Origin of the sequence: Shewanella sp. GD03713 (genome assembly GCF_029843705.1) — a bacterium.
In the GTDB taxonomy this organism is placed as follows: Bacteria; Pseudomonadota; Gammaproteobacteria; order Enterobacterales; family Shewanellaceae; genus Shewanella.
Map to the genome: position 1 here is coordinate 664,151 of NZ_JAOCIW010000001.1, position 25,108 is coordinate 689,258.

Here is a 25,108-nt window from a genome sequence, read left to right on the forward strand (position 1 = left end):
TTTAAACAGTAAGCGAGGCTGATAAGCAAATCGGCTTAGGATGCTGTGGCTGGTGTTGCCTGCGATAAACTTGTGATTTTTAGGGCTTACCTATCCCATCATTTCGTCGCTGACTTTGATTTATATCAAGTTAAATCGTATGGAGTCTAGGTAATCTTAAGCACATTGGATGGGATACATTTTTGTTAAATTTCCCGTGGACAAAGTGGATGAAAGGAGGGCATATGCCCGCCCAAGATAAGGCTTTATTGATCGAGTTGTTAGAGTTTCCGCGTAAGCGAATTTTGCAGTCAATGGAGGTGACCCATTGTCCACATGCGGTATTTTTTAATGATCGCGATGAGCAGTGTCTCACTTGCCACCAGGGCATGGAATGTATCTGGATGAACCAGAACGATGAGCTGGTAGCCGTCGAGCAAAAATCCGTCGCCGAGCTTAAGCAGCAGTTGCTGATCGCCGTCGACTTTATTGATTCATCCCTAAGTCCGCATCATTTATCGCGCCGCCAATGCCAGTGTGAGAATTGCGTTTGGCTCCGCCGGGTACAAACGGCATTGGCTTAGTCATTAACTGTTTACATCTCTATGATTAACATACGGTATCTGAGATTTTGCATCCACCCGTGAATGCCATTAGAGTAAGGATAACTTTAGTCATTTGAGATATACCTATGGAACCCGGTTTTTGGCATGAGAAGTGGCAGCAACAGCTGATTGGTTTTCACCAGCAAGATATCAATCCCTTTCTCGTAAAGTATTGGCATACCTTGGCATTGCCCGCCGAGGCTCAAGTCTTCGTTCCCCTGTGTGGTAAATCTTTAGATATGTGCTTTTTAGCCGAGCAGGGGCATCAAGTGATTGGTTGTGAGTTAAATGAACTCGCAGTGCAGCAGTTTTTCGAAGATAACCAATTACCTATGCAGCAAAGTGCGCTGGGCGAGCATCAGCATTACCACACTGAGCAGGTCAGTTTATATCAAGGGGATATTTTCACTTTACCCCAGTCGATTACGGCCAAGGTAAGTGGTTTTTATGATCGCGCGGCCTTGATTGCTTGGCCTGAGAGTATGCGGGCGCAATACGCCAAGCAATTAGCGCAGTTATTGCCTTCGGGTAGTGTGGGTTTATTAGTGACTTTAGATTACCCGCAGGACACTTTAAGTGGGCCGCCTTTTGCGGTGTCGCCAACTTGGGTCGAAACACATTTAAGTGACGATTTTGAAATCCAACTCTTGGATTGTCAGGATGTGCTTGCGGACAATCCGAGATTCGTTAAGAAAGAAGTCCCTTGGCTGAATGAAGCCGCGTATTTATTAACACGCAGATAATTCGCCGGTAAAAATATGCATCCCATTGAACTCAAAGAATTAATGCTTTTGGGGACGTGGGATGTGTCATTAAGGGGTCATACAATTATCGCAAAATAGGCATCTGCGCTGAGATTTGCGACAGCCCCTTTAAGGCGATGGCATCGCCAAGGAACAAGCATTGAAATACAGGTTTAGTTTGACAGAAAAGGAGCTGGAGGCTCGAAGTTAAGCCACTTCGTAGTAATTAGGTTCAATTTCTAATTGGTTCTGAATAATTTGTACGGCCATTCTTGCGCACTTGCCGCATTGATCGGCAACGCCTAAACGCTTTCTAACGTCAGCAAGGCTAGAGTCACCCTGACTTACTGCGTTTTTGATTTGCGTATCTGTGATGGCATGGCAGAGACAAACGTACATTTTTTGGACTCCAAAACGAATTGAGCTAATTCTAAATGAAAACGCTTATCAAATGCAATCCTAGTAGTAAACTTGTTGTGCTGGTTTCCTGTTTTGTTACACATCGCACATTTTCTAGTCTATGCTCAGTGCTCAGAAGACAAGAAAAAGAGGGATGATTTAGCGATTACGGGTCATTGGACGCGATCAAGGATGGATAACTCATGGACGATGGAATAATAAATTTACAATAGATCCAAGGGTTATCATGAGAAAGAATTTGCCAGTGACACAGCGGGAATATGACTATCCAGCGGATTGGATTTTATTGTCTACGACGGACACTAAGAGTCATATCACCTACGCCAATCCATCGTTTTGCACCGTTGCGGGATACGAGCTGAGTGCCATGTTGGGACAGCCCCATAATATGGTGCGCCATCCCGATATGCCTCCCCAAGCATTTGAAGATCTTTGGAAAACCATCCGTAAAGGCGAGCCTTGGAAAGGCATAGTCAAAAATCGCTGCGCCAATGGCGACCACTATTGGGTCGATGCTTATGTGTCGCCGATTATGGTTAATGGTCAGGTGGCCGAATTTCAATCGGTACGCACTAAACCCAGCCGTGACCAGATCAATAGAGCAGAAGCCGCCTACGCCGAATTAAATAAAAGCGGTAATGTTAAAGCGTTAAAACGTACCTTAGAGATGCCGACTAAGTTGATGCTGCTCGCCTTAGTCGCCTTGTTGCCCATGTTGTATTTGGCGTTGCAGATTGGGGCGGTGGGATTTGTGGCACTTGCCATCAGTGCCCTCGTGCTGTTTATCGGCGGTAATTTGATCTTAGGGCGTTATCGGGCGCTGGTTGCTAAGGCAAAAAAAATCTACGATAACCCTTTGATGGCACATATCTATACGGGGCAATCCGACGATTTAGGCGCTGTCGATCTGGCGCTGCAAATGCAAACCTCAGAGTTAAAGTCCGTGTTGGGTCGCGCCCGCGACTCCTGCGATAAAGTGAGTAAGCAAGCCAAGATTTCTGCGGCGAAAGGCGAAGAAATTCAAGGAACAAGTCAGTCACAACTCGCTGAGATTGAACAGGTTGCCACGGCTATGCAACAGATGACGGCGACGCTTGGGGATATGTCCTCAAACTGCGCCGATGCGGCGAATGCTTCGCAAATGGCGTCGCAGCAGACGATCAACGGCGATAAAACCGTTGTCACCACTATTCAGTCGATTCAGACCATGGCGCAGCAGTTGCAGGAAACCTCGCAGGTGATCACTGAGTTAGAAGGGCATAGCCGAGACATAGGCACAGTGCTGGATGTGATCCAAGGCATTGCCGAACAAACGAATTTATTGGCGCTGAACGCGGCGATTGAAGCGGCGCGGGCGGGGGAGCAAGGGCGAGGTTTTGCCGTTGTTGCCGATGAGGTGCGGGCATTAGCGCAGCGCACCCATGATGCCACCAAAGAAATCCACACAATGATCAATCTGTTGCAGCAGGGCACTCACAAGGCCGTGCGCAGTATGCAGGAGGGGGTTGATGCGGCTGGCGAATGTATTACCACAGCAGATCTTGCGGGCACAGCGCTGCGTACCATACGTGAAGCTATCACTACCATCACGGATATGACCCAACATATTGCCAGTGCGGTGGAGGAGCAATCGAGCGTGGCGAACGAGATGAATCGCAGCGTGGTGAATGTGTCGCAATTTACCCATTCCAGTCATCAACTCGGCTGCGAAATGGTGAGTCTCAACGATGAAGTGATAGGTGAAATGGACTCCCATACTGTATTGGTTGGGCAGTTTTTAAAGCGCAGTTTTAAAGTCTAACTTTTATCGCAAGAATCCTTAATCAAAAGGCAATCAGTCGTCTGATTGCCTTTTGTTTTTTTCCTGCGAGAGTTGGGGTTTTCCGCTTTTCATTCAACCGCCAAACTCGTTCCCAAATTAATAACCCTGAATAAAATCGACCTGATTCTGTAGCGGCTCTGCAGCGATATAGCGGCGATAGTTGTCGCTAAAAATACGCACGATTTGTTCAGGATGACTCGGCGCCGAGATATGGGGCGTGATGATGGCGTTGGGTCTTTCCCAAATCGGATGACTCGCAGGGAGTGGCTCCTGCGTGAACACATCGAGAACGGCATGTTGTTCAGGACGCGCAATCAACTGGGTATTGAGGGCATCGAGGTCGAGCACGTCACCACGGCCCACATTCATTAAAATGGCATTGCCTTTGAGCGTGGCGAGCATGTCTGCATTTAACAGCAAACGTGTCTCTGGGGTGCTGGGCAGTAAATTGGTTACCACATCGCTTTGGCTTAAGCATTGCGCGAGCTGCGAGAGCGGCTGGATCGCATCAAAGCCTTCGACTTCACGGCCGCTGCGGTTTATCCCTGTAACATGCATGCCGAAGTGCTTAGCTGTCTTAGCCACATGCTGGGCGATAGAACCTGTGCCTAAGAGTAATAATCGCATCCCTTGCAAGCTGCTGCGCGTAGCACTTTGCACTTGCCAAGATTTTTGCCTTTGCTGCGCTTGGTAGAACAGGTGTCCTCGCACGTGGGCGAGCAGATAACCGAATAGATATTCGCTCATTAAGGGGCCGAAAATCCCTTTGATGTTGGTGAGTTGATAATCCTTTCTTGCCCTTGGCCCCATCAGGGCATCAATGCCCGCAAAACTGGATTGCAGCCATTGCAACTGCTTTGCATGCGGCAGTAGTGGCGCGGCAAGTTTGGGCTCGGCAAGCCAGATATCGGCCTGTGCAATATTGGTGGGATTATCATCAAGCAACTCAAGCCCGGGCAACTGCTGCGCCTCAATGAGCTGGCGATATTGTTCATTCGCCTTAGTGAGTAAGAGTAACTTGTGCCCCATGTCGTCTCCCTTTATGCTTGGTTGTCGTTATTTTTCAATATGCTGCTGTCTTGTTTTATTTTTGCAGCGCTATTTAGGTTGAATCTTATGTTTGATCAGTTAGTCGCCATTATTGGCCATTTAGGAAATATGTTGCGTCCTTGGTCCTTCGATATCGCCACGGCCATGGTGGTGTGTTTGATTTTAGTGTTTTCAGCCGATATGAATCGCATCATCAGACGGTATTTAGTTGGTCACTCTTTTATCCTGCGAACCTTGGTTTTTATCATTGTGAATGCCTTTGGTTATGGCCTATTGATCGTTAAAGCTACGCCTTGGGTGGCAAGGCAAATCGTTGCCATGCCATCCCATTGGATGTTTTTGCTGATCGTCGCCATGTTTATTTTTATCGGCTATTGGGCACAGCGAAATAGCCAAGCCTAAACCGCTAAATCCACGCCATGGGGTTATTCGAAGTAGCCGCAATAATCCGTATTGGTGGGTTGTAACAGCGCCTGCATGGCACGGTCGGGGTAATTGCTAAAGATACCATCGACCCCTAACTGCTTAAGGGCATGGATATCATCACTATGATCGACAGTGTAAACATACACCTTAGCGCCCCTCTGGTGGGCGTCATCCACTAGGGCCTTGCTGATAAAACTCACATCTAAATGCAAAGAATATGCGTTTAGCTCGCTTACGACCGCTGCGCCATCGAGGGGAATACTGGCGAGCAAGGGCGCCACTAATGCCTGTGGCAGAGCCTGTTTAACTTGCTGTAAATAAGGATGATTAAAGGAGGAAATCAGTAATTGCTCGGTACTGAACCCTAGCTCGGTGATGGCTTTTGGATAAAGTTCGAGGAGTGGCGTTACTGTATTTACGCCTTTAAGTTCAATGTTTACCGTGGCGCGACCTGCGACCAGTTCGAGCACTTGCCAAAGCGTGGGAATGGGTTCGCCTTTAACCGTGACTTGCTCTAGGTAGCCCTTATTTACTAAATGGATAATGCCTTGGCCTGAGCTTTTATTGTCGAGCCTGCGGTCATGAAATACGACTAACTCACCTTCGACATTGTGCACATCCAACTCAATGGCTTTGGTGCCTAATTCAATCGCTTTGGCCATGGCGGCTAAGGTATTTTCTGCCACATAACCGCTGGCACCACGGTGAGCAAAAATAAGCATGTGATTTTTCCTATTAACTGCGGATTATGCCGACCTGATCGCGAGTTTGGCCATTTTTAATATGGATTTCCATTTGCGGATAGGCGAGTTCCAAGTTGTTTTCTTTAAGCTTACGGGTAATGCGTTTATGCAGATCGTGGCGTAGTGGCCAGCGTGCCGACATATCTTTTGCATAGGCTCGTACTTCATAGTCTTGAGTATGTTTACCAAAGCCCGCAAACCACACTTCTGGCTCTGGATTCGGCAGCGCATTTTCACATTCTTGCACCGCTTGATAAAGCGTTGCTTCCACTTTAGCTGGATCCGAATCGCGGGCAACCGACACATAAACAATGACACGGGTAATAGGGTCCGACAGCGACCAGTTAATCAATTGCTCGGTAATAAAAGCCTTGTTAGGAATGATAATTTCCTTTCTGTCCCAATCGATAATAGTGGTGGCACGGATCTGGATTTTACTCACAGTTCCGGTGAGATCGCGGATTGTCACCGTATCGCCAATACGCACTGGCTTTTCGAATAGAATAATCAAACCCGAGATAAAGTTGGCAAAAATCTCCTGCAAACCAAAACCGAGACCCAGTGACAAGGCTGCAATCAACCATTGCAGTTTTGACCATTCCATCCCGAGATTTGAAAAGCCAATCAGCAGGCCTAAAAATACCACTAAATAACGACTTACTGTGGTGATAGCAAAGCCAGTGCCCGGTGTCAGGTCGAGACGCTGTAGGATCATCAGCTCAAGCAAACCGGGTAAATTGGTCGCAATCATCAGCGAGAAGCCAACGACGATTAAGCCGAATAACAGCGATTTCATGGTGATGGGGAGCTGCTGCTCGACACCATTGACGCTGGTATTGGTGGTCCAGAGGGTGATGCCATCCAAGAAGGAAAACAGCGCTGTATGGGTTTGCGTCCACAGGCCAATCAAGCTGGCTAAAAACGCCAGTAGCAATAAGGAACGCACCAATCCAAGGGACTGACTCGAAATGGTTTCGAGGTCGACTACGGGTTCTTCGTAGGTATCTAAGCCATCATTGGAGCTATGGTGTGTTTCGCCCTTTTCCCGTTGGGCTAAACGCTCAGCCCGTTTCGCTTTCGCGCGGTCGAAGGCAATGCGGCGGCGCTCAATCAACATCCAACGTTTAATTAATTGATAGAGAAGTAAAAAGCTTAATCCCAATATGATCGATAGCTGTAATTGCAACAGCATTTGGAATGCGGTGAAGTAGTAGCCCCTAAAGGCGAGCCCAGCGCTCAGCAGGGGAACAGCGATCAATAGCGCCCAGAGCATTTTTTGGATCAGCCGTTTGTTCTTCCCCTCTTTTTGAGCAACGCTATTTTGCCGGCTTAATAGCAAAATATCCTTGTATAACAAGAATAACACCACACAAAAACAGATAAATGCGCCGCGGCCAATGCTGTTGCGGATAAGCGAGGCATCGAGTATTTCGGTAAAGCCCATAATGCCAAGCAAGGGACTGGCGACAAATACAAAGTGTTTGAGCCTGAGCTGGCCTGCCTGAATCAGTTTTGAGGGGCGTTTGAAGTGACCTACCAATACGCCTTTATCTAGAGCAAGAATAAAAATCAATCGATACAATAGGTAAACCAATCCTATTGCTAAAATTCCCATGCCGACCGCTTGCACAAAGTTACGGTCTGATTGATAGAAAATCCATCCTGCTGCCACTATGGGGAGCGGTTTGATTAAGGCATAACCTAGGCTAAGGACTAAGGATTTGAAGGTATAAATAAATTTATCCTGAGTCACATTACCCACATAGGTTGCATAGTTGCCGAGTAATCGATTGAATTTAGGTTTTATTAAATCTTGAACCACTAAACAGAGCACTAGCAGAATGATCCACCATGACCAATAGTCGTTTTGCTCCTGCCAAGCTTTGCTCAGTTGTCCCCATTGTGCCTGTTGGATTAGCCATAGGGCGCTACGTTGAATATCGGTGAGCCAGAGCTTGTTAATGCTCGCGGCATTAGGTACCCAAAATAGATGTTCGTTTAGGGTGTTTTTTAGCGTCAGGTGCTGTTGGCTAAGCTGCTGATAATTCACTTTAAGCTTGCCTAGTTCACTCAAATACTGGTCATAACTCTGCATTAGCTGAGTCAGCAATGCTTGCTGTGAGCGCAGCAACTTAATCTGCCCCTCATTATAGAGATTGGCTTGTTCGAGTTCTTGTTCGTTGAGTGCCTGCTGTTGCTCTAGGTGATACCTGTCGAGACGCGCATCGGCGATAAGAGTTTGTAGTTTTTCATGGTTTGGCGGTTTGGGCAGCGATTGCAACATCTGCAAAAAGCGTTCGCCAAAGGCGGAATTCATTTTGACCCAAGTAATTTGCTCTTGGATATTAGCGAGTTGCTTGGCTTGGGATTGATATTGGAGCTCAGCCTGTTCTTGCTGCTCTACCACGTTATTGATTTGCAAGGTTAAGGTTTGCAGTTTTTGGCCGTAGATTTGATTGGTATCGGCGATATTGCGTGTAATCGGATCGATGACTTTAGTGGTATCAACTAAATTCTTGGCCAGCGTGGCATCGGTTTGTTGTTGGCGCTGCTTGTTGATCGCCTTATTGATAGTTTCAATAAAGGCTTCTTGCTGGCTCAATTGCTGGCGAACTAACTGTAACTGTAGCTGGGTAAGTTCGATACGCTTTTGGCTACTGGCAAGCTCGGCCTCATGTGTGGCTAGGCTCTGTTCGAAGAAAATCCGCTGTATTTGTTGTAATTCACCCGCAGGCGTATCGATAGGCGCCAATTCCGTTTTTTTATTTTGCAGCACATTTTGTCTTGCATTGGCAATGACGGAAGGCAGTAGATTATGCCGCTGTAGTAGTTCGTTGACTTGATTGCCGAGAGCCGCCTCGCTCTCTTTTAACTCAGATAGGCGTAAATAAGCCATCGAGGCTTGCTGGTTAAGATCTGTTCCTTTATCCAGCTTTAATGGCTTAGTGGCCTCTTTTAAGCCCTGATCGATGACCTTTTTATTTTTTTCAAAATCCAGCTGCGCCTGCTGAAAACTGCTCGCATTGGCCGCCAGTCTGTCAATGTTGTTTTTAAGCTCAACAATTTGATCGTCAATGCTAATATTTTGTTGCTGATTTTGGTTGTTTAGGCCAAGACGCTTGTCCAATTGCAAGGGCGAATTGGCATGGAGAGAAAAAGACAAAAAAGCAATAACGAACAATAAAATACGTGGCATATAGGCAAAAGCAATTAGAGGCGAAAGACGCACTCATCTTAGCCAACTTGGGCCAAGATTGGTATGTTTCAAATGTTCTTTTTTCGCCGTTGTGACTGGTGGGATTGATGGGTTTCAAAGATGGCGGTGGCGACTATGATGGTTCCGCCTATCAAAGTATTTACATTCAGTGCTTCACCTAAAATCAGCAAAGCCAACATGGCCCCATAAAAGGGTTGAAGGCAGGAGACTAGCCCTACTGTTTTAGCACTTAATTGGCGCAATGCCGAGGTGAACAGCGCATGGGGCGCGGCAGTAAACACGACCCCGAGCAGCACAATCAAGCCCCAGGTCTCGAGGGAGATAGTCTGTAACTCGGTTTTATGCCAAGGCATAAGAAACACCGCCGCCACTAGGGTCTGATAAAACATGGCGTGGGGGCCACTATATTGGGAAAAATAGCGTTTTTGCAGTAGGTTACGGGCGGTAAATAACATTGCCGAGACAATCCCGACCACAATCCCTAAGGTTGTATCGTTGCCAAGATTGGCTTCGGGGATCAATAGCACTACGCCTATCAGCACTAAAACACCGCTGATAATATCCATCAGCTTGATTTTATTGCCTGTTAATAACGGCTCGGCAATAACTGTCATCACTGGATAGGTGAAGAAGGCAATCATGCCGATGGCGACCGATGAGAGTTGCATCGCGGCAAAGTAGGTGACCCAGTGTAAGCTGACTATCACACCTAAGCCGATAGCAACCAGATAATCCTGTTTGCTGGCAAGGCTTAAGTATTTCCCACGGAATTTGATGAGTAATGCCAAGACCAAGGCCGCGACCACACACCGTAAGAAGGTGATATCGAGTGCGCTTAAAGGAATTAATTTGGAAAACAAAGCTGTGCCGCCAAACATCAGCACAGCTAAGTGTAATTCGATTAATCCCGAAGGTTTACTGGTCTGGCTCAATTGGGTCGCCGTAGTTAGTCGGCTGACGCCTGATTTTTGAGATTAGCAAAGGCTTGACCCATACGCGTTACGGCTTCTGGCTCAACGCCTTCGGCGAAAGTGTCGATAGCATCTTTAGCAAACAGCATGACGACGGTACTGCCAAGCTTGAAGCGGCCCATTTCTTCGCCTTTATCTAAGGTAATGGCGTCTGGACCGACTGTTGGGTATTCCCATGTGAACACTTGCTTACCCGTTGGTGGCGTAATTGTGCCTGCCCACACGGTTTCGATACTGGCCACAATGGTCGCACCTACTAATACCATAGCTAGCGGGCCAAGCTCGGTTTCAAAAATCGCCACAACACGTTCGTTGCGAGCAAACAGGCCTGGCACATGGCGCGCCGTTAAGGGGTTAACGGAAAACAACTCACCTGGTACATAGGTCATCTTCGACAGTGTGCCCTTTATCGGCATGTGGATGCGGTGATAATCCTTTGGAGCCAGATAAATTGTCGCAAAATCCCCGCCTTCGAAGCGTTTGGCATCTTCGGCTTGGTCGCCCAGTAGTGTGAGTGAGGAATAGTGATGGCCTTTAGCTTGGAAAATACGGCCATCCTTGATGGGACCAAGTTGGCTGACGGCGCCATCAACAGGATGCACCATGATGTTGGCCGCAGTATTAATTGGGCGAATGCCAGGCTTAAGTGCGCGGGTAAAAAAGTCGTTGAAGCTTTTATAGGCTTCGGGTTCGCTCTGAGCCGCTTCGCTCATATCGATTTTATATTGCTTGATAAACCATTTAATCGCGGCAGTCGTTAATGCGCCAGCTTCGGAAGCGGCAAGTTTACCGACTAAGCGAGATAACAGGTGCTTTGGCAGCATGTACTGCAGCGCAATTTTAACTTTATCCAATTTATGTTCCTTTCCTTTATGTTGCTCAACTTAGGTTGAGACTTGTTTTACGTTAATTTTATGCGAGACGATGGCGTTAGTTATTCATCGCTTTGGGCGCGGAAATGCCGTGCGTGGCGCTGCTCATCAAGGCTTGCGATAATACGATGGTAGTTATTAAAGCGATCTTCGCTAATTTTACCCGCATCGACAGCGGCTTTTAAGGCGCAGCCTGGGTCATCGCCATGCTTACAATCGCGGAATTTGCAGCCACCTAAAAAGTCTCTAAATTCGATAAAACACCAACCGACACGTTGGGCGGGTAAGTGCCAGAGGGCAAATTCGCGCACACCGGGGGAATCAATTAAATCACCACCGCTGGGTAAATGCAGCAATTTAGCCGTGGTGGTCGTGTGTTGGCCCAGCCCCGAGTTGTCGGAGACATCGCCCACCAATAATTCGGCTTCGGGCAGTAAGGCGTTAACCAGTGAAGATTTACCTACACCGGACTGGCCTGCAAATACGCTCACTTTATCTTTCAGCAGGGCTTTAATGGTATCTAACCCCTCGCCTAATTTACTGCTGACCTTATATACGGGATAACCGATATCTTCGTAACGTTTTAAGGCGGCTTCGATGGTGGGGGCTTCTTCTGGCGTTAGCAGATCAATTTTATTCAAAATGATGATCGGCGGAATATCCGTGTCTTCGGCTGCCACTAAGTAGCGGTCGATAATCTGGGTGGTAAAGCTAGGCAGCACGGACGACACAATCAAAATTTGGTCGATATTCGAGGCGATAATTTTCACGCCATCGTATAAGTCGGGACGCGAGAGCGAAGAGCGTCTAGGGTGTACCGCTTCTACAATGCCGGCAATGCCACTGTTGGCTTGGGTTTCAATGGCGAGGCGTACAATCACTTTATCGCCGGTGACTAAGCTTTTAATGGTGCGGCGAATATTGCAGCGCACGATTTGGCCATCTTCGGTTTCAATATCGGCATGTTGGCCAAAGCGGGAGATCACGGTTCCGCTCTGTTCTGGGCCGAGTGAGCTATCCTGTAACTCAGGCGCATTTTTATCACCATTGTCACGATTGAGGCGTTTCTCGTGATTGGCGCGCATACGGCGTAATTGGCCTTGGCTTAGGGGTTTCTTTTTACTCACTGATTTGTCTTCGTCAATTAGATGATTTTTTGTGTCTGAAAAAAGCAGTATGATACACGCTCTTGAATAAAAAAGCCTGAATTTAGGCTAACTGACATGATAAGGCTGAATTATGGCGGCGGACGCGAATAATCTCATTTGGATCGATCTCGAAATGACAGGGTTAGAACCCGATGTCGATAGAGTCATTGAAATTGCTACCTTAGTAACAGACCAAGAACTCAATATTATCGGTCAGGGGCCTGTAATTGCTATTCATCAATCGGATGATGTGCTGGCAGCCATGGATGATTGGAACCAAAAACACCACGGTGAATCGGGTCTGATCGATAGAGTGCGTGCCAGCCAAGTGAATGAAGCACAGGCCGTTGCACAAACCATCGCATTTTTAGAGCAATATGTACCTAAGGGTGCCTCACCTATGTGTGGTAACAGCGTGGGCCAGGACCGTCGTTTCTTAAATCGTTATATGCGTGAACTGGAGGACTACTTCCATTATCGCAATCTCGACGTGAGCACGGTAAAAGAGTTAGTGAAGCGTTGGAGCCCTGAAACCATGGCGGGTTTCAAAAAGCAAAATACCCACCAAGCGCTGCAAGATATCCAAGAGTCGATCGCGGAATTACAGTATTACCGCAGCAAAGTATTTAAAATTTGACCGATCAGCAGATAAATCTGCAAGAAGGGGTTGCAGCCGCATAAATTTTTCATATAATGCGGCCTCAACTTTTTGATGCGGACACGAAGCGCTGCTCATATAAGTGATTGCGACATTAGCTCAGTTGATAAAGGTTAGGAGACGATACCTTTGTGAATGTTCAAGGCAAATGTGGCAGCGATACAAAAGGCGACATTAGCTCAGTTGGTAGAGCGATACCTTGCCAAGGTATAGGTCATCGGTTCGAACCCGATATGTCGCTCCAATTTCAGACGGTTACAGTCTTAAAATGTAAATGCGACATTAGCTCAGTTGGTAGAGCGATACCTTGCCAAGGTATAGGTCATCGGTTCGAACCCGATATGTCGCTCCAAATACAAATTTAGTGATTCACCAAGTCATTGAATACAAAATTATGCGACATTAGCTCAGTTGGTAGAGCGATACCTTGCCAAGGTATAGGTCATCGGTTCGAACCCGATATGTCGCTCCAAATAAAAATTTAGTGATTCACCAAGTCATTAAATACAAATTATGCAACATTAGCTCAGTTGATAAAGGTTGATAGACGATACCTTTGTGAATGTTGAAGGCGGATGTGACAGCGATAGTTATGCGACATTAGCTCAGTTGGTAGAGCGATACCTTGCCAAGGTATAGGTCATCGGTTCGAACCCGATATGTCGCTCCAATTTTCTAAATCTCCCCATAATCAAGTACTCAATTCGCATTAGCTCAGTTGTGCTTTTGATATTGCGATACCTTTCTTTTTCAAGGTATAGGTCATCGGTTCGAACCCGATATGTCGCTCCAATTTTTCTCGTCATTCCCTCATAAAATCTTCTCTATTTCAAACAGATATATCGCAACTTACGCAGTGCTATTTTGCTTTTCTGTTTGCTTAGCATGTCTGTTTCGTTGTTGATTACTCCAAGCGCTTTTTTCGTACTTTCATCGCTGCAATTTATTAACCTTTGTTTGCACGGTTATTTTTAATGCTAATGCGGTTAAGTATGGGCACACTTTGCCTGCTCTGCGGCTGTTATCGCTGATGTTTTCTATTATGTAAAAAATAAAACTGCAAGGTTAATGCGTGATCTGCGCCTTGTTTCTTCAAGATTTCCTAAATTAGATGGCGTTGCGAAAGTTAAATTATGACCTTGTTCAAATATTCGCAACGCTTTTACTTACATAATGAATCCAGACAAAGTTAATAGCGCCAAGTAGTTGGCTTAACACTGGAGTGCATTATATGCGTATTCAACAATTGCGTGATTTACTTGAGTATGTGGCGAACTGCCGCTTAGATATGGCGCAACTCTATGGCCGACTGAACAATCAGGCCGATTCTGCCCGCGTGAAGATGATGCTGGAATATTTTGAGTCTCACCAAAAACATGTGGCTGAAAAATTGCGTGATTATATGGATGAGGCGCCCGTTAGAGTATTAGATACTTGGTATAAAGACTTTGTATTTGAAGACTTTACTAAGCGCTGCCAAGACACTATGTTACCCGCCAATATGACCGAAGATGATGTGCTTAATCTGCACCTCGATTTAGAAAATCGACTGATCGGCTTATTGGAAAAAACCGTTAACTCAACTACTGCCGAGGATGCGCGCACCGCATTAGAGGGCCTGATTCGAGTAGAGAAAACTCAGCAGCAACGTTTGGTGCATAGCACAATTCGGATGGACGATATCTAATTCGATTCAGAATGACCTTTCAAAGCCAGCGTAATGCTGGCTTTGTTGTCTTTACCGGATGAGTATTTTTCACTTTGGACGCTTTTTGCATGGCAACTGATTTACGTCATAATTTTTTGGGGCGGTTTTTGCTACTTTCTTGATCTCATTGGTTGATTTGACCTTGTAATGCTTGGTTCTCACCAATCACAGGGTGTGTTAGGTGAGCTGTCCTTTTGATTATTTGTCGCGCAGGAGATCCTCTATGGCACAAGATTTATCGAGTTTACCCACGGCGCTTTATACGCAGCAGCAGGTGAGAGCCGCTGAATTGCTTGCTGTTTCAGAAGGTGAAACCACTTTATATCAATTAGTTGAACGTGCAGGTCGTGCGGCGTTCGAGTGTTTTACTCAGCAGCGTGAACAACATCCTTTTCTTGAAGGAATGCCTTTACTGGTGTTAGCTGGCTGCGGCAATAATGGTGCCGATGCGCTAGTCTGCGCGCGCCTAGCCTTAGAAGCAGGGCATCAGGTCAAGGTGTACTTACTCAAGACCCAAGGCACAGCTGAATTCGAGCAGGCACTTTCTGCCTATCTAACCAAGGGCGGTGTTATCGATTCCCCAAATATCGAAGCGATACAGCAGGCGCCAGTCATTATCGATGGTTTACTGGGCACGGGAGTTAAGGGCGCCGTACGTCAGGATATTGCTGCACTGATCTATGCCGTCAATCAGAGTGAAGCTTGGGTGCTGAGTTTAGATTTGCCCTCGGGGATCGTTGCCGATACTGGCGTTGTCGCTCAGGTCGCCGTGATGGCGGATGTCACTCTGTGCTTTGGTGGATTAAAACAGGGGCTTTTGACCAGTAAGGCGAGACACCACTGCGGCCATTTAGCCTTTGCCGATCTGGGATTAACGCCATTTTTCGATGCTGAGAGTGCAACGCGAGTCGGCGGTGAAATGTTAAAAAGCCATTTTGCCGCAAGAGCACGGGACAGCCACAAGGGGCAATCGGGTAAGGTAACGCTGATCGGTGGTGATTTTGGTATGGCAGGAGCCATTCGCCTCGCCAGTGAAGCCTGCTTACGTGCGGGCGCCGGATTGGTGACTGTGATCAGCAGGCCAGAGCATCAACTGACAGTAAACGTCTCGCGCCCCGAATTGATGTTTTGGGGCTGTGAACTGGTCGATATGGAAGTCTATCTGCGCCTAGGTTGGGCACAGGTGGTGGTACTTGGCCCCGGTTTAGGAAAACACGACTGGGGTTATAACTTGTTTAAAGCCGCGGGCTTAAGCGATAAACCCTGTGTGCTCGATGCCGATGCCTTGAATCTGCTCAGTCAAGAACCACGCAGGCAAACTAACTGGGTACTCACGCCTCATCCAGGGGAAGCTGCGCGGCTCTTGGGATGCAGTGTCGCCGACATTGAGCAGGATAGATTTGCAGCCGTGCGTGCTTTGCACTGAAGGATCCCCTCATAAATCAGCCATAGCATAGCCATATTTGAGCAACTGATTGGCGAATAATACCCAGGCCGCCAGCAATTCTTTCTCCGTGATTTGATAATCAGGCCGCCTGAGTACCTCCAATCCCAAGCGAATCGTTGAGAGTACCGTTCGATGCCCAATGGTATTGGCCTGAAAATGCTTATCCCAGCCCTGTTGCTGTGCGTGTAAACCAACTAGCCACAACAGGCATTGAACCATCAACGCTATCAGTAGGATGATGTCGAATCGCTCTGGACTGTTGGTACGACTTTGGCGTAAGCCAAAGCCGTATGCCGGGCTTTTGAGGTCACGAAAGGTTTCCTCTATTTGCATACGTTTGGCGTACAGGTTTACCAGCTGCTTTGGGCTCCGAGATTCTGGTGGTAAATTGCTGGCTAACACCCAAGGCTCTTTCGCCGATGTTGAGTACGTTTTTGCCGATGGATGGTGGCAATTAGTCCTCGTTGAACGCTGATTTGTACGCCCCTTAGGTTTGCTACGATAAAGCGTGAGATGGCAATTGATAGGGTTAGTTTTGGTCAAGGTCTTACAACCCAGGCTCTTCGCTTGACCGTTGGCCAAGTCATGTGTACTGCGAACTGCACGCCAATTTTCAGCGCCAATATCTGCAAATTGAACTGTACCGCGAATACGGCTTAGCCAAAACCAACCATGCGCCTCAACCTCTTTGTACCAAGGCACTTTGAACCCCGCGTCAGTCACGATGAGAGGGGTAACATGCAAAGGTAAAATCTTGGCTAAGTCCGCTAAAAAACCGTTGTGGGAGGCCTTAGAGCATTGTTCTGATAGGGGATAGGACTTCTCATACAGGGTAATAGAGCGGCCATTGAAGGCTATTGAGGCGCGCAGAGCCATGATGCGTTTATGCTCTCGGATGTCTGACCAATCGACGAGCACAATCGGCATAGGGTTACCAGAACAGATGAGGCGGGCATGCCATTGGTAGACAGCTAACCGTTCTTGATGCAGATGCGTGTTGCCGAGCAAACGATCAATGCGCTTGATGTTGTGCTTGGTTCGGGCCGTGGTTGGTAAATTTCGACCTAACTCAGTCAAGGTCAGTGTCTTACATTCAATCAGTGCCTTAGAGGCCAGCATCAAGCTGTTTAATCGTTTTAGGTGAAGTTCTGGGCAGTATTGGTGTAAAGAATGTTGTAGGATATTGGCTTCGCGCATCTTGTTGTCCAAGTGTAGTTTTTAGCGAAACCATTTGATCATGCAACAAGATGCGCTTCCACTCTAATTTGATGATTTATTTGTAAATCATCAGGGGATTCTTCAGTGCTTTGCAGCAAAAATATGGTGGCGTGGTGCTGCTTAAAGGTGCGGGTACAGTCATTTTTGATGGAAAACAGATGGTCGTGGCACCTGTTGGAAATCCTGGGCTTGCGAGTGGTGGGTGCGGCGATGTGTTATCTGGTATTATAGGCGCACTTATGGCTCAAGGAATGGATAACATGCAGGCGACCGTTGTTGGGGTTGTCGTTCATGGCTGCGCGGCGGATTTGGCTGCAGTGCAGGGTGAACGGGGCATGTTAGCCAGCGATTTGATGCCTTTTATTCGCCAATTAGTAAATAGTGATTTACTCTAGGCGCTGTAAAACTTAAGCGCGGGGCATTCCCGCGCTTAAGTTGCCTCCTCCATCTATAACAGCAGTGATAAAAGCGGAAATGACAGAGTTAACCTTTCAATTAAATAACGAAGACGAGACTATTGCGGTTGGGCAAAAACTGGCCCGCCATATTCAAGCGCCTTTGACTCTGTATTTGACGGGGGATTTAGGGGCGGGGAAAACCACTCTGAGCCGCGGTTTAATCCAAGGATTAGGGCATAAAGGAGCGGTAAAGAGCCCGACCTACACTTTAGTTGAACCTTATGAGCTAGACGGTGTCGAAGTTTATCATTTTGATTTGTATCGTTTAAACGATCCTGAAGAACTCGAGTTCATGGGGATCCGTGATTACTTTACCGATAGCAGCCTGTGCATTGTGGAATGGCCCGACAAAGGTGATGGACTCTTGCCCGATGCCGATATTCACCTGCATTTAAATTATGTTAACCAAGGACGTGAAATCCAAATTCGAGCCTTAACAGAATCAGGTAAAAAGCTATTAGCCGCAATAAAATAAAAACAAAGATGACTAAAAATAAGCATTACTTTCAAACTATTACTTTTTTTCTGTGCGCTTTTTTTGCTGTAGCAGCCCACGCGGCTAACCAGCTTGAGGGCGTGCGTATTTGGGCTGCCCCAGAGTCGACCCGGGTGGTGTTCGATTTGAGCGAAGCGCCTAATTACACTTATTTTTCCCTCGATGGGCCCAATCGTTTAGTGGTCGATCTGAAAAAGGCGTCGACAAAACTGAGCCTGAAAAATATTGATAACAACAGTAAATTGGTTAAAGGGGTTCGCGTCAGCAAATCACCCACTAAAGGTGATTTACGTTTGGTGATCGATCTAGTTAAGCCATTAAATGCTAACCTGTTTTCCCTACCGGTGACGGCGCCCTATGGTAATCGTCTGGTGGTCGATCTCGAGGATAAAACCTTAACCACGGCGACCGCTGTCGTCAGTTCAACTCCCGTTAAAACGGTGACTCAATCGGCGCAATCCTCCCGTGATATTGTGGTGGCCATTGATGCGGGCCACGGTGGTGATGATCCTGGTTCTATTGGGCCTTCAGGTGTTTACGAGAAAAAAGTCGCACTGGAAATAGCAAAAAGAGTGGCCAGTAAGATCAACGACACGCCGGGTATGCGCGCCGTGATGATCCGTACCGGCGATTACTTTGTGAATTTGAACAAGCGCTCCGAGCTTGCCCGTAACAGTAAAGCCGATTTACTGATTTCTATCCACGCCGATGCCTTTACCTCACCTCAGCCAAAGGGGGCGTCAGTGTGGGTATTGTCGATGCGCCGCGCGAACAGTGAAATTGGTCGTTGGTTAGAGCAAAAAGAGAAACACTCAGAACTCTTGGGAGGTGCAGGGGAAATTATCCAAAATACCGATAACGAACAGTATCTTGCAATGACTCTGCTCGACATGTCTATGAACAGTTCGATGGCTATAGGTCACTCTGTTGCTGGGGATATTTTGAAGGATCTCGGCTCGGTGACTGAACTGCATAAGAGTCGCCCTGAGTCTGCTAGCCTTGCGGTATTAAAGTCCCCCGATATTCCCTCCATTCTGGTGGAGACAGGATTTATCTCGAATCCGAAGGAAGAGCGCTTGCTCAACAGCAGTCGCCATCAGGAAAGTATCGCAACCGCTATCCATAAGGGCGTTAGCCGTTATTTCCACAATAACCCGCCAGCTGACACCTTGCTCGCGAAGCGTAATAGCGGTGGCACAACGGCTAGCACGAGCGCGAAATCATCCTCGGGAAATATTAAACACAAGGTGAGCCGCGGCGAGTCACTTTCGGCAATTGCTCAGCGTTATCAAGTGCCTATGGCAAGCATTAAGCGCGCCAATGGCATGAAGACAGATGTGGTACAACTCGGGCAAACACTCGTCATTCCTGAGAGTTAATAGGATGAAGTCTATGGGGATCCAGATCCTTCCGCCGCAACTAGCCAACCAAATCGCCGCCGGAGAGGTGGTCGAACGGCCGGCTTCTGTGGTGAAGGAACTTGTCGAGAACAGCCTAGATGCAGGGGCGACGCGTATCGATATCGAAATCGATAAGGGCGGCAGCAAGCTGATTAAGATCCGCGACAATGGTTCGGGGATCCCAAAGGATGAGCTGGCCTTAGCCTTGTCGCGCCATGCCACCTCGAAATTGCATTCCCTTGACGACCTTGAAGCCATCCTCAGCTTTGGCTTTCGCGGCGAGGCATTGGCGAGTATCAGCTCAGTTTCCCGCTTAACCTTGACCTCGCGTACGGCCGAGCAAACGGAAGCCTGGCAGGCTTATGCCGAAGGCGTCGACATGGCGGTTAAGGTGATGCCGGCCGCACATCCTGTTGGTTCAACTATCGAAGTTGTCGACCTGTTCTTTAATACGCCCGCCCGTAGACGTTTTCTTAAAAGCGATAAAACCGAATTTACCCATATTGATGAATGGTTAAAACGCATTGCGTTAGTGCGTGGGGATATCCACTTTACCTTGACCCACAATGGCAAAACCGTACGTAACTATCGTCCGGCGATGAATGAGCCGCAGTATTTGCAGCGATTGACTCAGGTTGCTGGGCGCCAATTTGCCGATGAGGCGTTGCGGGTAGAATGCCAACACGACGACCTACGTTTAAGTGGTTATTTACAGTCGCCTTGGTCAACGGTGTTAACCGACACCCATTACTTTTATGTGAATGGCCGCTTAGTGCGCGACCGTTTAGTCAATCATGCGGTGCGCCAAGCATTTGCTCAAAAAGCCGAGGTCGAACAGCCGGGTTATGTGTTGATGCTGGATATCGATCCCCATCAGGTGGATGTTAACGTGCATCCGGCGAAACACGAAGTGCGCTTTCATCAGAGCCGTTATGTGCATGATTATATTCTGCAGGCACTGCAATCGGCGCTCGAAGAAGCGGGCGAGCTGGGTTTTGAGCGTCCTTTCGAGCCGAATTCGCCACAGGTTGGGGATGAGGTCTCTCTCTCTGAATCTGAGGCGAAGTCACAAACTGAGCATCATGCCTTCGAGCTGCAATCACCTGAATCTAAAACGCATTCAACTTGGGATGAAGCTTCACGTGTTGATACTTCTCGCGCCGAGATATCACGGGATTCTCAGCTAGCTGAGCGTACTCGGGATATTGCTAGCACGCGTCCGTACGCTGGCGTGCAGAGCAATGCCTACGGCAGTATGGCGGTTCCGCGGGAGTCACGTAGTGGTTCGACAGGGGAAAATCGTGCCCGAGCCGAGCTTCCTTCTAAGGCGGCTATCGCCAGTTACGGCGAATTATTGCAAACGCCATCCTATAGCGTGCAGGACAAGCCGTATCAACCCGTGCTTGCAATGCCCGCCATACTCAATGGTCAATATTGGGTATTAGCGCAGGGGCAAAACTTGAGTCTGTTGCCGATTCAATCTGTGGCGTTAGCGACACGTAGCCATGAGATAGAAACAAAGCTGGCAACTGGTTTGATAGGTCAGCCATTATTGATGCCAGTGTCGATAGCCGCCGATACGGATTGGCCAGCATTACTCGAAGAACATGAAACACTTATCCGGCAATTAGGATTAGAACTAACAATTCGCTATCAGCAGTTGATAATCAAAAAAGTGCCCCCATATCTCAGGGATAGCCAGTTAGCGAAGGTGATCCCCGAGTGGTTGCAATCGCTACGTTTTGAAGCACCAGCACCTAATGCATTGGCAGTGTGGCTGGCAGAGCAGAGCTTAACTGGATTTACCTCGGCTGCGGATATTTGGGCGGCCTATAGTCAGTTAACTGAAGAGAAAAGACAGCAAATTGCCGATAAAGCAGTATCCTTACCTTGGCAATCGTGGCTAGAAGAGCAAGCAATTGAATAAAGAATTACAGCCAAAAGTGGTTTTTTTGATGGGACCAACGGCGTCCGGAAAAACCGCTTTAGCACTCGAATTAGCCGAAAAGCATAATTGTGAGATTATCTCGGTTGATTCAGCATTGATCTATCGTGGCATGGACATTGGCAGTGCTAAGCCCTCTGCCGAGGAATTAGCGCGAGGTCCACATCGACTGATCGACATCCGCGATCCAGCAGAGAGCTACTCCGCCGCCGATTTTAGAGCCGATGCGCTGCGCGAGATTGAACAGATTATTAGCATGGGAAAGACCCCCGTATTAGTGGGCGGCACCATGATGTACTTTAAGGCGTTATTAGAAGGATTATCGCCGTTACCGAGTGCCGATGAGGCGATTCGGGCCGAGATCCAAGCCGAAGCGGACGCAAACGGATGGGAAGCACTGCACGCGCAATTAAGGGAGATAGATCCCGTATCGGCAGAAAGAATTCATCCTAATGATCCACAAAGGCTTTCAAGAGCGATAGAAGTATATAGAATAAGCGGTAAGAGTCTGACCGAGTTAACTCAAACCAAGTCGGCTCCTTTACCCTACGATGTGGTGCAATTTGCCATTGCGCCCCGTGAGCGCAAAGTGCTGCATGAGTTAATCGGGCAGCGTTTTCGGATAATGTTAGAGCAAGGTTTTATTGATGAAGTCGCCCAGCTGAAAGCGAGAGGTGACCTACATTTAGATTTGCCCTCAATGCGTTGCGTGGGATATCGACAATGTTGGCAGTATCTCGATGGTGAATTTGACTATGATACTATGGTCGAAAAAGCCGTTGCCGCTACTAGGCAATTAGCCAAGCGTCAATTAACATGGTTGCGTAGTTGGCCAGAGTTGAATTGGCTTGAAAGTGGTGCTGAGGGGAATTTAGTTACACTTATGCGTCAATGCCGCTAGCTTATTAGCCCTTGCTGTATAATACTAAAACTAAACAAAAAACTTCACTGATAACGATTTATTTTTATATAAATTAAAAAGGAAATAATAAAATGGCTAAGGGGCAATCTTTACAAGACCCATTTTTGAACGCACTACGCCGCGAGCGCGTTCCTGTATCAATTTACTTGGTAAACGGCATTAAACTCCAAGGACAGGTAGAGTCGTTTGATCAGTTTGTCATTCTGTTGAAAAACACAGTGAGCCAAATGGTTTACAAACACGCTATTTCTACCGTAGTACCTGCTCGTCCATTTAACGTTGCTGGCCATCAAAATGCCCAGGGCGGTTATGGCGCGCAAGACGATATGCCAAGTGGCGAATAAGTTTTAGTTTGAGGAGTTTGCTTCTTGTTTGATCGTTATGAGGCGGGAGAAACAGCGGTTCTTGTCCATATCGACTTTTCCGATGAGGAACGCCGAGAAGACTTAGTCGAGTTACAGCTATTAGTAGAATCAGCTGGAGCACGCTCAGTCGGGGTCATTACTGGAAGTCGACGCTCACCAGACCGTAAGTTTTTTATTGGTTCTGGTAAAGCCGAGGAGTTAGCTGCATTAGTGGCTGCTACTGAGGCTAATGTGGTTATTTTCAATCACGCCTTGAGTCCTGCTCAAGAGCGAAACCTTGAACAGGTGTGTCAGTGCCGAGTATTGGACCGAACCACGCTGATCTTGGATATTTTCGCTCAACGTGCTCGGACCCATGAAGGTAAGTTACAGGTGGAGCTAGCGCAATTGCGCCACATGTCGACGCGTCTTGTGCGTGGTTGGACTCACCTTGAGCGCCAAAAAGGCGGTATCGGTTTACGTGGTCCGGGTGAAACCCAGCTAGAGACCGATAGACGTTTGCTCAGGGGCCGCATTAAAAATATCAATAAACGCTTAGAGCGTGTTGATAAACAACGTGAGCAGAGTCGCCGCGCCCGTAAGCGTAGTGACATGCCAACAGTCTCATTAGTGGGTTATACCAACGCGGGCAAGTCAACGCTGTTTAATGCCTTAACCTCATCTGATGTTTATGCAGCCGACCAGCTATTTGCCACACTCGATCCCACATTGAGAAAGTTAGATCTGCCCGACGGTGCCGTGATTTTAGCGGATACTGTAGGTTTTATTCGCCATTTACCACACGATCTGGTTGCCGCGTTTAAGGCAACATTGCAGGAAACGCGTCAAGCGGAATTGCTGCTGCATATTGTTGATTGTGCTGATGAAAACATGGCGGATAACTTCGAGCAGGTGCAAAACGTGCTCGAAGATATCGATGCAGCTGAAGTGATGCAGTTGGTCGTTTGTAATAAAATCGACCTGCTTGAAGATGTCGCGCCGCGCATTGAATACGATGAACGTGGTAAGCCGGTACGCGTCTGGCTTTCGGCACAAAAACGTTTGGGATTTGATCTGCTCCTGAAGGCGATCACCGAGTTAATTGGTGAAGTTATTCATGAGTTTACACTTAAGATTCCGGCAACTGCTGGACATTATCTTGGCCAGTTTTATCGACTGGATGCGATACAGCAGAAAGAGTACGACGATCTGGGGAACTGTATTTTGTCTGTTCGTTTATCGGATGCCGATTGGCGCCGATTAGCTAAACAGAGTCAGGGTGAGTTAGAAACCTTTATCTTCGATCCGTCGACAGAAAAGGCTGTTTGTTAATAATCTAATTTATTTCATCCACTTATGGAGTGCTAAATGGCTTGGAACGAGCCCGGTAACAAGGGTAATGATCCTTGGGGAAATAAAGGTGGTAACGACAAAGGACCACCAGACCTTGATGAGGTTTTTCGTAATCTTTCAAAACGCTTTGGCGGCAAAGGCAATGGCTCATCAGGCCAGAGCTTTAGTTCGTTCAGCTTAATCATCATTCTTGCCATCGCTTTTGTTGTTTGGGGACTCTCGGGTTTTTACACCATTAAAGAAGCTGAGCGTGGTGTTGCGCTGCGTTTTGGTCAGCACATTGGTGAGGTGGGACCTGGTCTGCATTGGAAGGCTACGTTTATCGACCAGATTTATCCCGTTGATGTGCAGTCTGTTCGCTCCATTCCTGCTTCTGGCAGCATGTTGACCTCAGATGAAAACGTCGTGAAGGTCGAGTTGGACGTACAGTATCGTATTCTTGATGCGTATTCTTATCTGTTCAGTGCCGTTGATGCGAATGCCAGCTTACGCGAAGCCACAGACAGTGCGCTGCGTTATGTTATCGGCCACAACAAGATGGACGATATTCTGACCACGGGTCGTGATGCGATTCGTCGCGACACTTGGAAAGAACTCGAGCGCATCATTGAGCCGTACAAATTAGGCTTAGCCATTGTTGACGTTAACTTTTTGCCAGCGCGTCCACCTGAAGAAGTGAAAGATGCTTTCGACGATGCGATTGCGGCGCAAGAAGACGAACAACGCTTTATCCGTGAAGCCGAAGCTTATGCCCGTGAAGTTGAGCCTAAAGCGCGCGGTGAAGTTGAGCGTATGGCGCAACAAGCGAATGCCTATAAAGAGCGTGAAATTCTTGAAGCTCGCGGTAAAGTGGCTCGTTTCGAGTTGCTGTTACCAGAGTACCAAGCGGCACCTGAAGTGACCCGTAAGCGTTTGTATCTCGATGCAATGCAGCAGGTGATGACAGATACCAACAAGGTACTAATCGACGCCAAGAACAATGGCAATTTAATGTATTTGCCTTTAGACAAGTTAATGAAAGAGAAGCCTGTGACTACGCCAGAGGTTGAGCATAAGGCTCAGCAGAACGTCAATTCTTCATCTATGTCAACGACTCGCATTGGTGAGCCTTTGAGTGGACGCCCTTCTCGCGAGGACCGTGCTCGCCAAGGGAGGGAGTAATC

21 protein-coding genes, 4 tRNA genes and 2 pseudogenes are annotated in these 25,108 nt (G+C 47.6%); 19 read left to right on the top strand and 8 right to left on the bottom strand.

All coding sequences use genetic code 11. The features are described from left to right. The first annotated feature begins 224 nt into the window (after positions 1-224). Both N5E87_RS02960 and N5E87_RS02965 read left to right on the top strand, forming a co-directional pair. Positions 225-563: a hypothetical protein gene (locus tag N5E87_RS02960; RefSeq protein ID WP_086902944.1), complete on the top strand. Its 339-nt coding sequence runs from the start codon at positions 225-227 to the stop codon at positions 561-563. A gap of 107 nt (positions 564-670) precedes the next feature. After that, the gene (locus tag N5E87_RS02965) at positions 671-1,327 is read left to right on the top strand and encodes a thiopurine S-methyltransferase (protein WP_086902943.1); all 657 of its coding nucleotides are present in this window, start codon (positions 671-673) and stop codon (positions 1,325-1,327) included. A 207-nt stretch (positions 1,328-1,534) separates the two neighbouring features. On the opposite strand, the gene N5E87_RS02970 is transcribed toward N5E87_RS02965, so the two are convergent. Continuing rightward, positions 1,535-1,726 carry a bacterioferritin-associated ferredoxin gene (locus N5E87_RS02970; protein ID WP_086902942.1) on the bottom strand — a complete coding sequence of 64 codons (192 nt, stop codon included), beginning with the start codon at positions 1,724-1,726 and terminating at the stop codon, positions 1,535-1,537. A gap of 247 nt (positions 1,727-1,973) precedes the next feature. Here N5E87_RS02970 and N5E87_RS02975 point away from each other — a divergent pair, with 247 nt between their 5' ends. Further along, positions 1,974-3,548, top strand: coding sequence for a PAS domain-containing methyl-accepting chemotaxis protein (locus N5E87_RS02975; protein WP_086902941.1), 1,575 nt, complete (start codon positions 1,974-1,976; stop codon positions 3,546-3,548). A 117-nt stretch (positions 3,549-3,665) separates the two neighbouring features. Here the strand turns inward: N5E87_RS02975 and N5E87_RS02980 are convergent, their stop codons facing one another. Beyond that, positions 3,666-4,598: a D-2-hydroxyacid dehydrogenase gene (locus N5E87_RS02980; RefSeq protein WP_279775041.1), complete on the bottom strand. Its 933-nt coding sequence runs from the start codon at positions 4,596-4,598 to the stop codon at positions 3,666-3,668. 87 nt (positions 4,599-4,685) lie between these two features. On the opposite strand from N5E87_RS02980, the gene N5E87_RS02985 reads away from it, so the two are divergent. Continuing rightward, positions 4,686-5,021 carry a DUF3392 domain-containing protein gene (locus tag N5E87_RS02985; protein WP_047534684.1) on the top strand — a complete coding sequence of 112 codons (336 nt, stop codon included), beginning with the start codon at positions 4,686-4,688 and terminating at the stop codon, positions 5,019-5,021. A gap of 23 nt (positions 5,022-5,044) precedes the next feature. On the opposite strand, the gene N5E87_RS02990 is transcribed toward N5E87_RS02985, so the two are convergent. The 5 genes from N5E87_RS02990 to rsgA all read right to left on the bottom strand — a co-directional run bounded on the left by N5E87_RS02990 (position 5,045) and on the right by rsgA (position 11,975). Next, positions 5,045-5,767 carry a glycerophosphodiester phosphodiesterase gene (locus N5E87_RS02990; protein ID WP_279775045.1) on the bottom strand — a complete coding sequence of 241 codons (723 nt, stop codon included), beginning with the start codon at positions 5,765-5,767 and terminating at the stop codon, positions 5,045-5,047. A gap of 13 nt (positions 5,768-5,780) precedes the next feature. Next, complete coding sequence (locus N5E87_RS02995; RefSeq protein WP_055646863.1) at positions 5,781-8,984, bottom strand: mechanosensitive ion channel domain-containing protein; 3,204 nt, start codon at positions 8,982-8,984, stop codon at positions 5,781-5,783. Between the two features lie 68 nt (positions 8,985-9,052). Beyond that, positions 9,053-9,937 (bottom strand): DMT family transporter, encoded by an 885-nt coding sequence (locus N5E87_RS03000; RefSeq protein WP_279775048.1) that lies wholly within the window; start codon positions 9,935-9,937, stop codon positions 9,053-9,055. A gap of 14 nt (positions 9,938-9,951) precedes the next feature. Then, positions 9,952-10,830 (bottom strand): archaetidylserine decarboxylase, encoded by an 879-nt coding sequence (asd, locus tag N5E87_RS03005; RefSeq protein ID WP_011627258.1) that lies wholly within the window; start codon positions 10,828-10,830, stop codon positions 9,952-9,954. Positions 10,831-10,910: 80 nt separating this feature from the next. Further along, entirely contained in the window at positions 10,911-11,975 is a 1,065-nt protein-coding gene (gene rsgA, locus N5E87_RS03010; protein WP_086902936.1) for a small ribosomal subunit biogenesis GTPase RsgA, read from the bottom strand. A gap of 112 nt (positions 11,976-12,087) precedes the next feature. Here rsgA and orn point away from each other — a divergent pair, with 112 nt between their 5' ends. The 7 genes and pseudogenes from orn to N5E87_RS03045 all read left to right on the top strand — a co-directional run. Beyond that, positions 12,088-12,633, top strand: coding sequence for an oligoribonuclease (gene orn, locus N5E87_RS03015; RefSeq protein WP_086902935.1), 546 nt, complete (start codon positions 12,088-12,090; stop codon positions 12,631-12,633). A gap of 189 nt (positions 12,634-12,822) precedes the next feature. Continuing rightward, positions 12,823-12,898 (top strand) — tRNA-Gly (locus N5E87_RS03020). A gap of 32 nt (positions 12,899-12,930) precedes the next feature. Beyond that, positions 12,931-13,006: transfer RNA gene (locus N5E87_RS03025), tRNA-Gly, on the top strand. Between the two features lie 44 nt (positions 13,007-13,050). Continuing rightward, positions 13,051-13,126, top strand: a tRNA-Gly gene (locus N5E87_RS03030). Positions 13,127-13,248: 122 nt separating this feature from the next. Beyond that, positions 13,249-13,324, top strand: a tRNA-Gly gene (locus tag N5E87_RS03035). A 561-nt stretch (positions 13,325-13,885) separates the two neighbouring features. Continuing rightward, complete coding sequence (locus tag N5E87_RS03040) at positions 13,886-14,341, top strand: hypothetical protein (RefSeq protein WP_011621393.1); 456 nt, start codon at positions 13,886-13,888, stop codon at positions 14,339-14,341. A 244-nt stretch (positions 14,342-14,585) separates the two neighbouring features. Beyond that, positions 14,586-15,782, top strand: a pseudogene (locus N5E87_RS03045) (NAD(P)H-hydrate dehydratase); the annotation flags it as partial. Positions 15,783-15,797: 15 nt separating this feature from the next. On the opposite strand, the gene N5E87_RS03050 reads toward N5E87_RS03045, so the two are convergent. Beyond that, entirely contained in the window at positions 15,798-17,006 is a 1,209-nt protein-coding gene (locus N5E87_RS03050; RefSeq protein WP_088585397.1) for an IS4-like element IS10A family transposase, read from the bottom strand. A gap of 110 nt (positions 17,007-17,116) precedes the next feature. On the opposite strand from N5E87_RS03050, the pseudogene N5E87_RS03055 reads away from it, so the two are divergent. The 8 genes and pseudogenes from N5E87_RS03055 to hflK all read left to right on the top strand — a co-directional run. Continuing rightward, positions 17,117-17,422: pseudogene (locus N5E87_RS03055) on the top strand (NAD(P)H-hydrate dehydratase); the annotation flags it as partial. 79 nt (positions 17,423-17,501) lie between these two features. Beyond that, positions 17,502-17,960, top strand: coding sequence for a tRNA (adenosine(37)-N6)-threonylcarbamoyltransferase complex ATPase subunit type 1 TsaE (gene tsaE, locus N5E87_RS03060; RefSeq protein WP_086904171.1), 459 nt, complete (start codon positions 17,502-17,504; stop codon positions 17,958-17,960). Between the two features lie 8 nt (positions 17,961-17,968). Next, positions 17,969-19,360, top strand: coding sequence for an N-acetylmuramoyl-L-alanine amidase (locus N5E87_RS03065; protein ID WP_086904172.1), 1,392 nt, complete (start codon positions 17,969-17,971; stop codon positions 19,358-19,360). Positions 19,361-19,373: 13 nt separating this feature from the next. After that, the gene (mutL, locus tag N5E87_RS03070; protein WP_086904173.1) at positions 19,374-21,308 is read left to right on the top strand and encodes a DNA mismatch repair endonuclease MutL; all 1,935 of its coding nucleotides are present in this window, start codon (positions 19,374-19,376) and stop codon (positions 21,306-21,308) included. Continuing rightward, complete coding sequence (gene miaA, locus N5E87_RS03075; RefSeq protein ID WP_041416990.1) at positions 21,301-22,227, top strand: tRNA (adenosine(37)-N6)-dimethylallyltransferase MiaA; 927 nt, start codon at positions 21,301-21,303, stop codon at positions 22,225-22,227. Before mutL ends, miaA begins: the two co-directional genes overlap by 8 nt. A 92-nt stretch (positions 22,228-22,319) precedes the next feature. Continuing rightward, positions 22,320-22,592, top strand: coding sequence for an RNA chaperone Hfq (gene hfq / locus N5E87_RS03080; RefSeq protein ID WP_011070934.1), 273 nt, complete (start codon positions 22,320-22,322; stop codon positions 22,590-22,592). A 24-nt stretch (positions 22,593-22,616) separates the two neighbouring features. Further along, positions 22,617-23,924, top strand: coding sequence for a ribosome rescue GTPase HflX (gene hflX, locus N5E87_RS03085; protein ID WP_086904174.1), 1,308 nt, complete (start codon positions 22,617-22,619; stop codon positions 23,922-23,924). Between the two features lie 36 nt (positions 23,925-23,960). Then, positions 23,961-25,106, top strand: a complete 1,146-nt coding sequence (gene hflK / locus N5E87_RS03090) for an FtsH protease activity modulator HflK (RefSeq protein WP_011715790.1) — start codon at positions 23,961-23,963, stop codon at positions 25,104-25,106. The last annotated feature ends 2 nt before the right edge of the window (positions 25,107-25,108 follow it).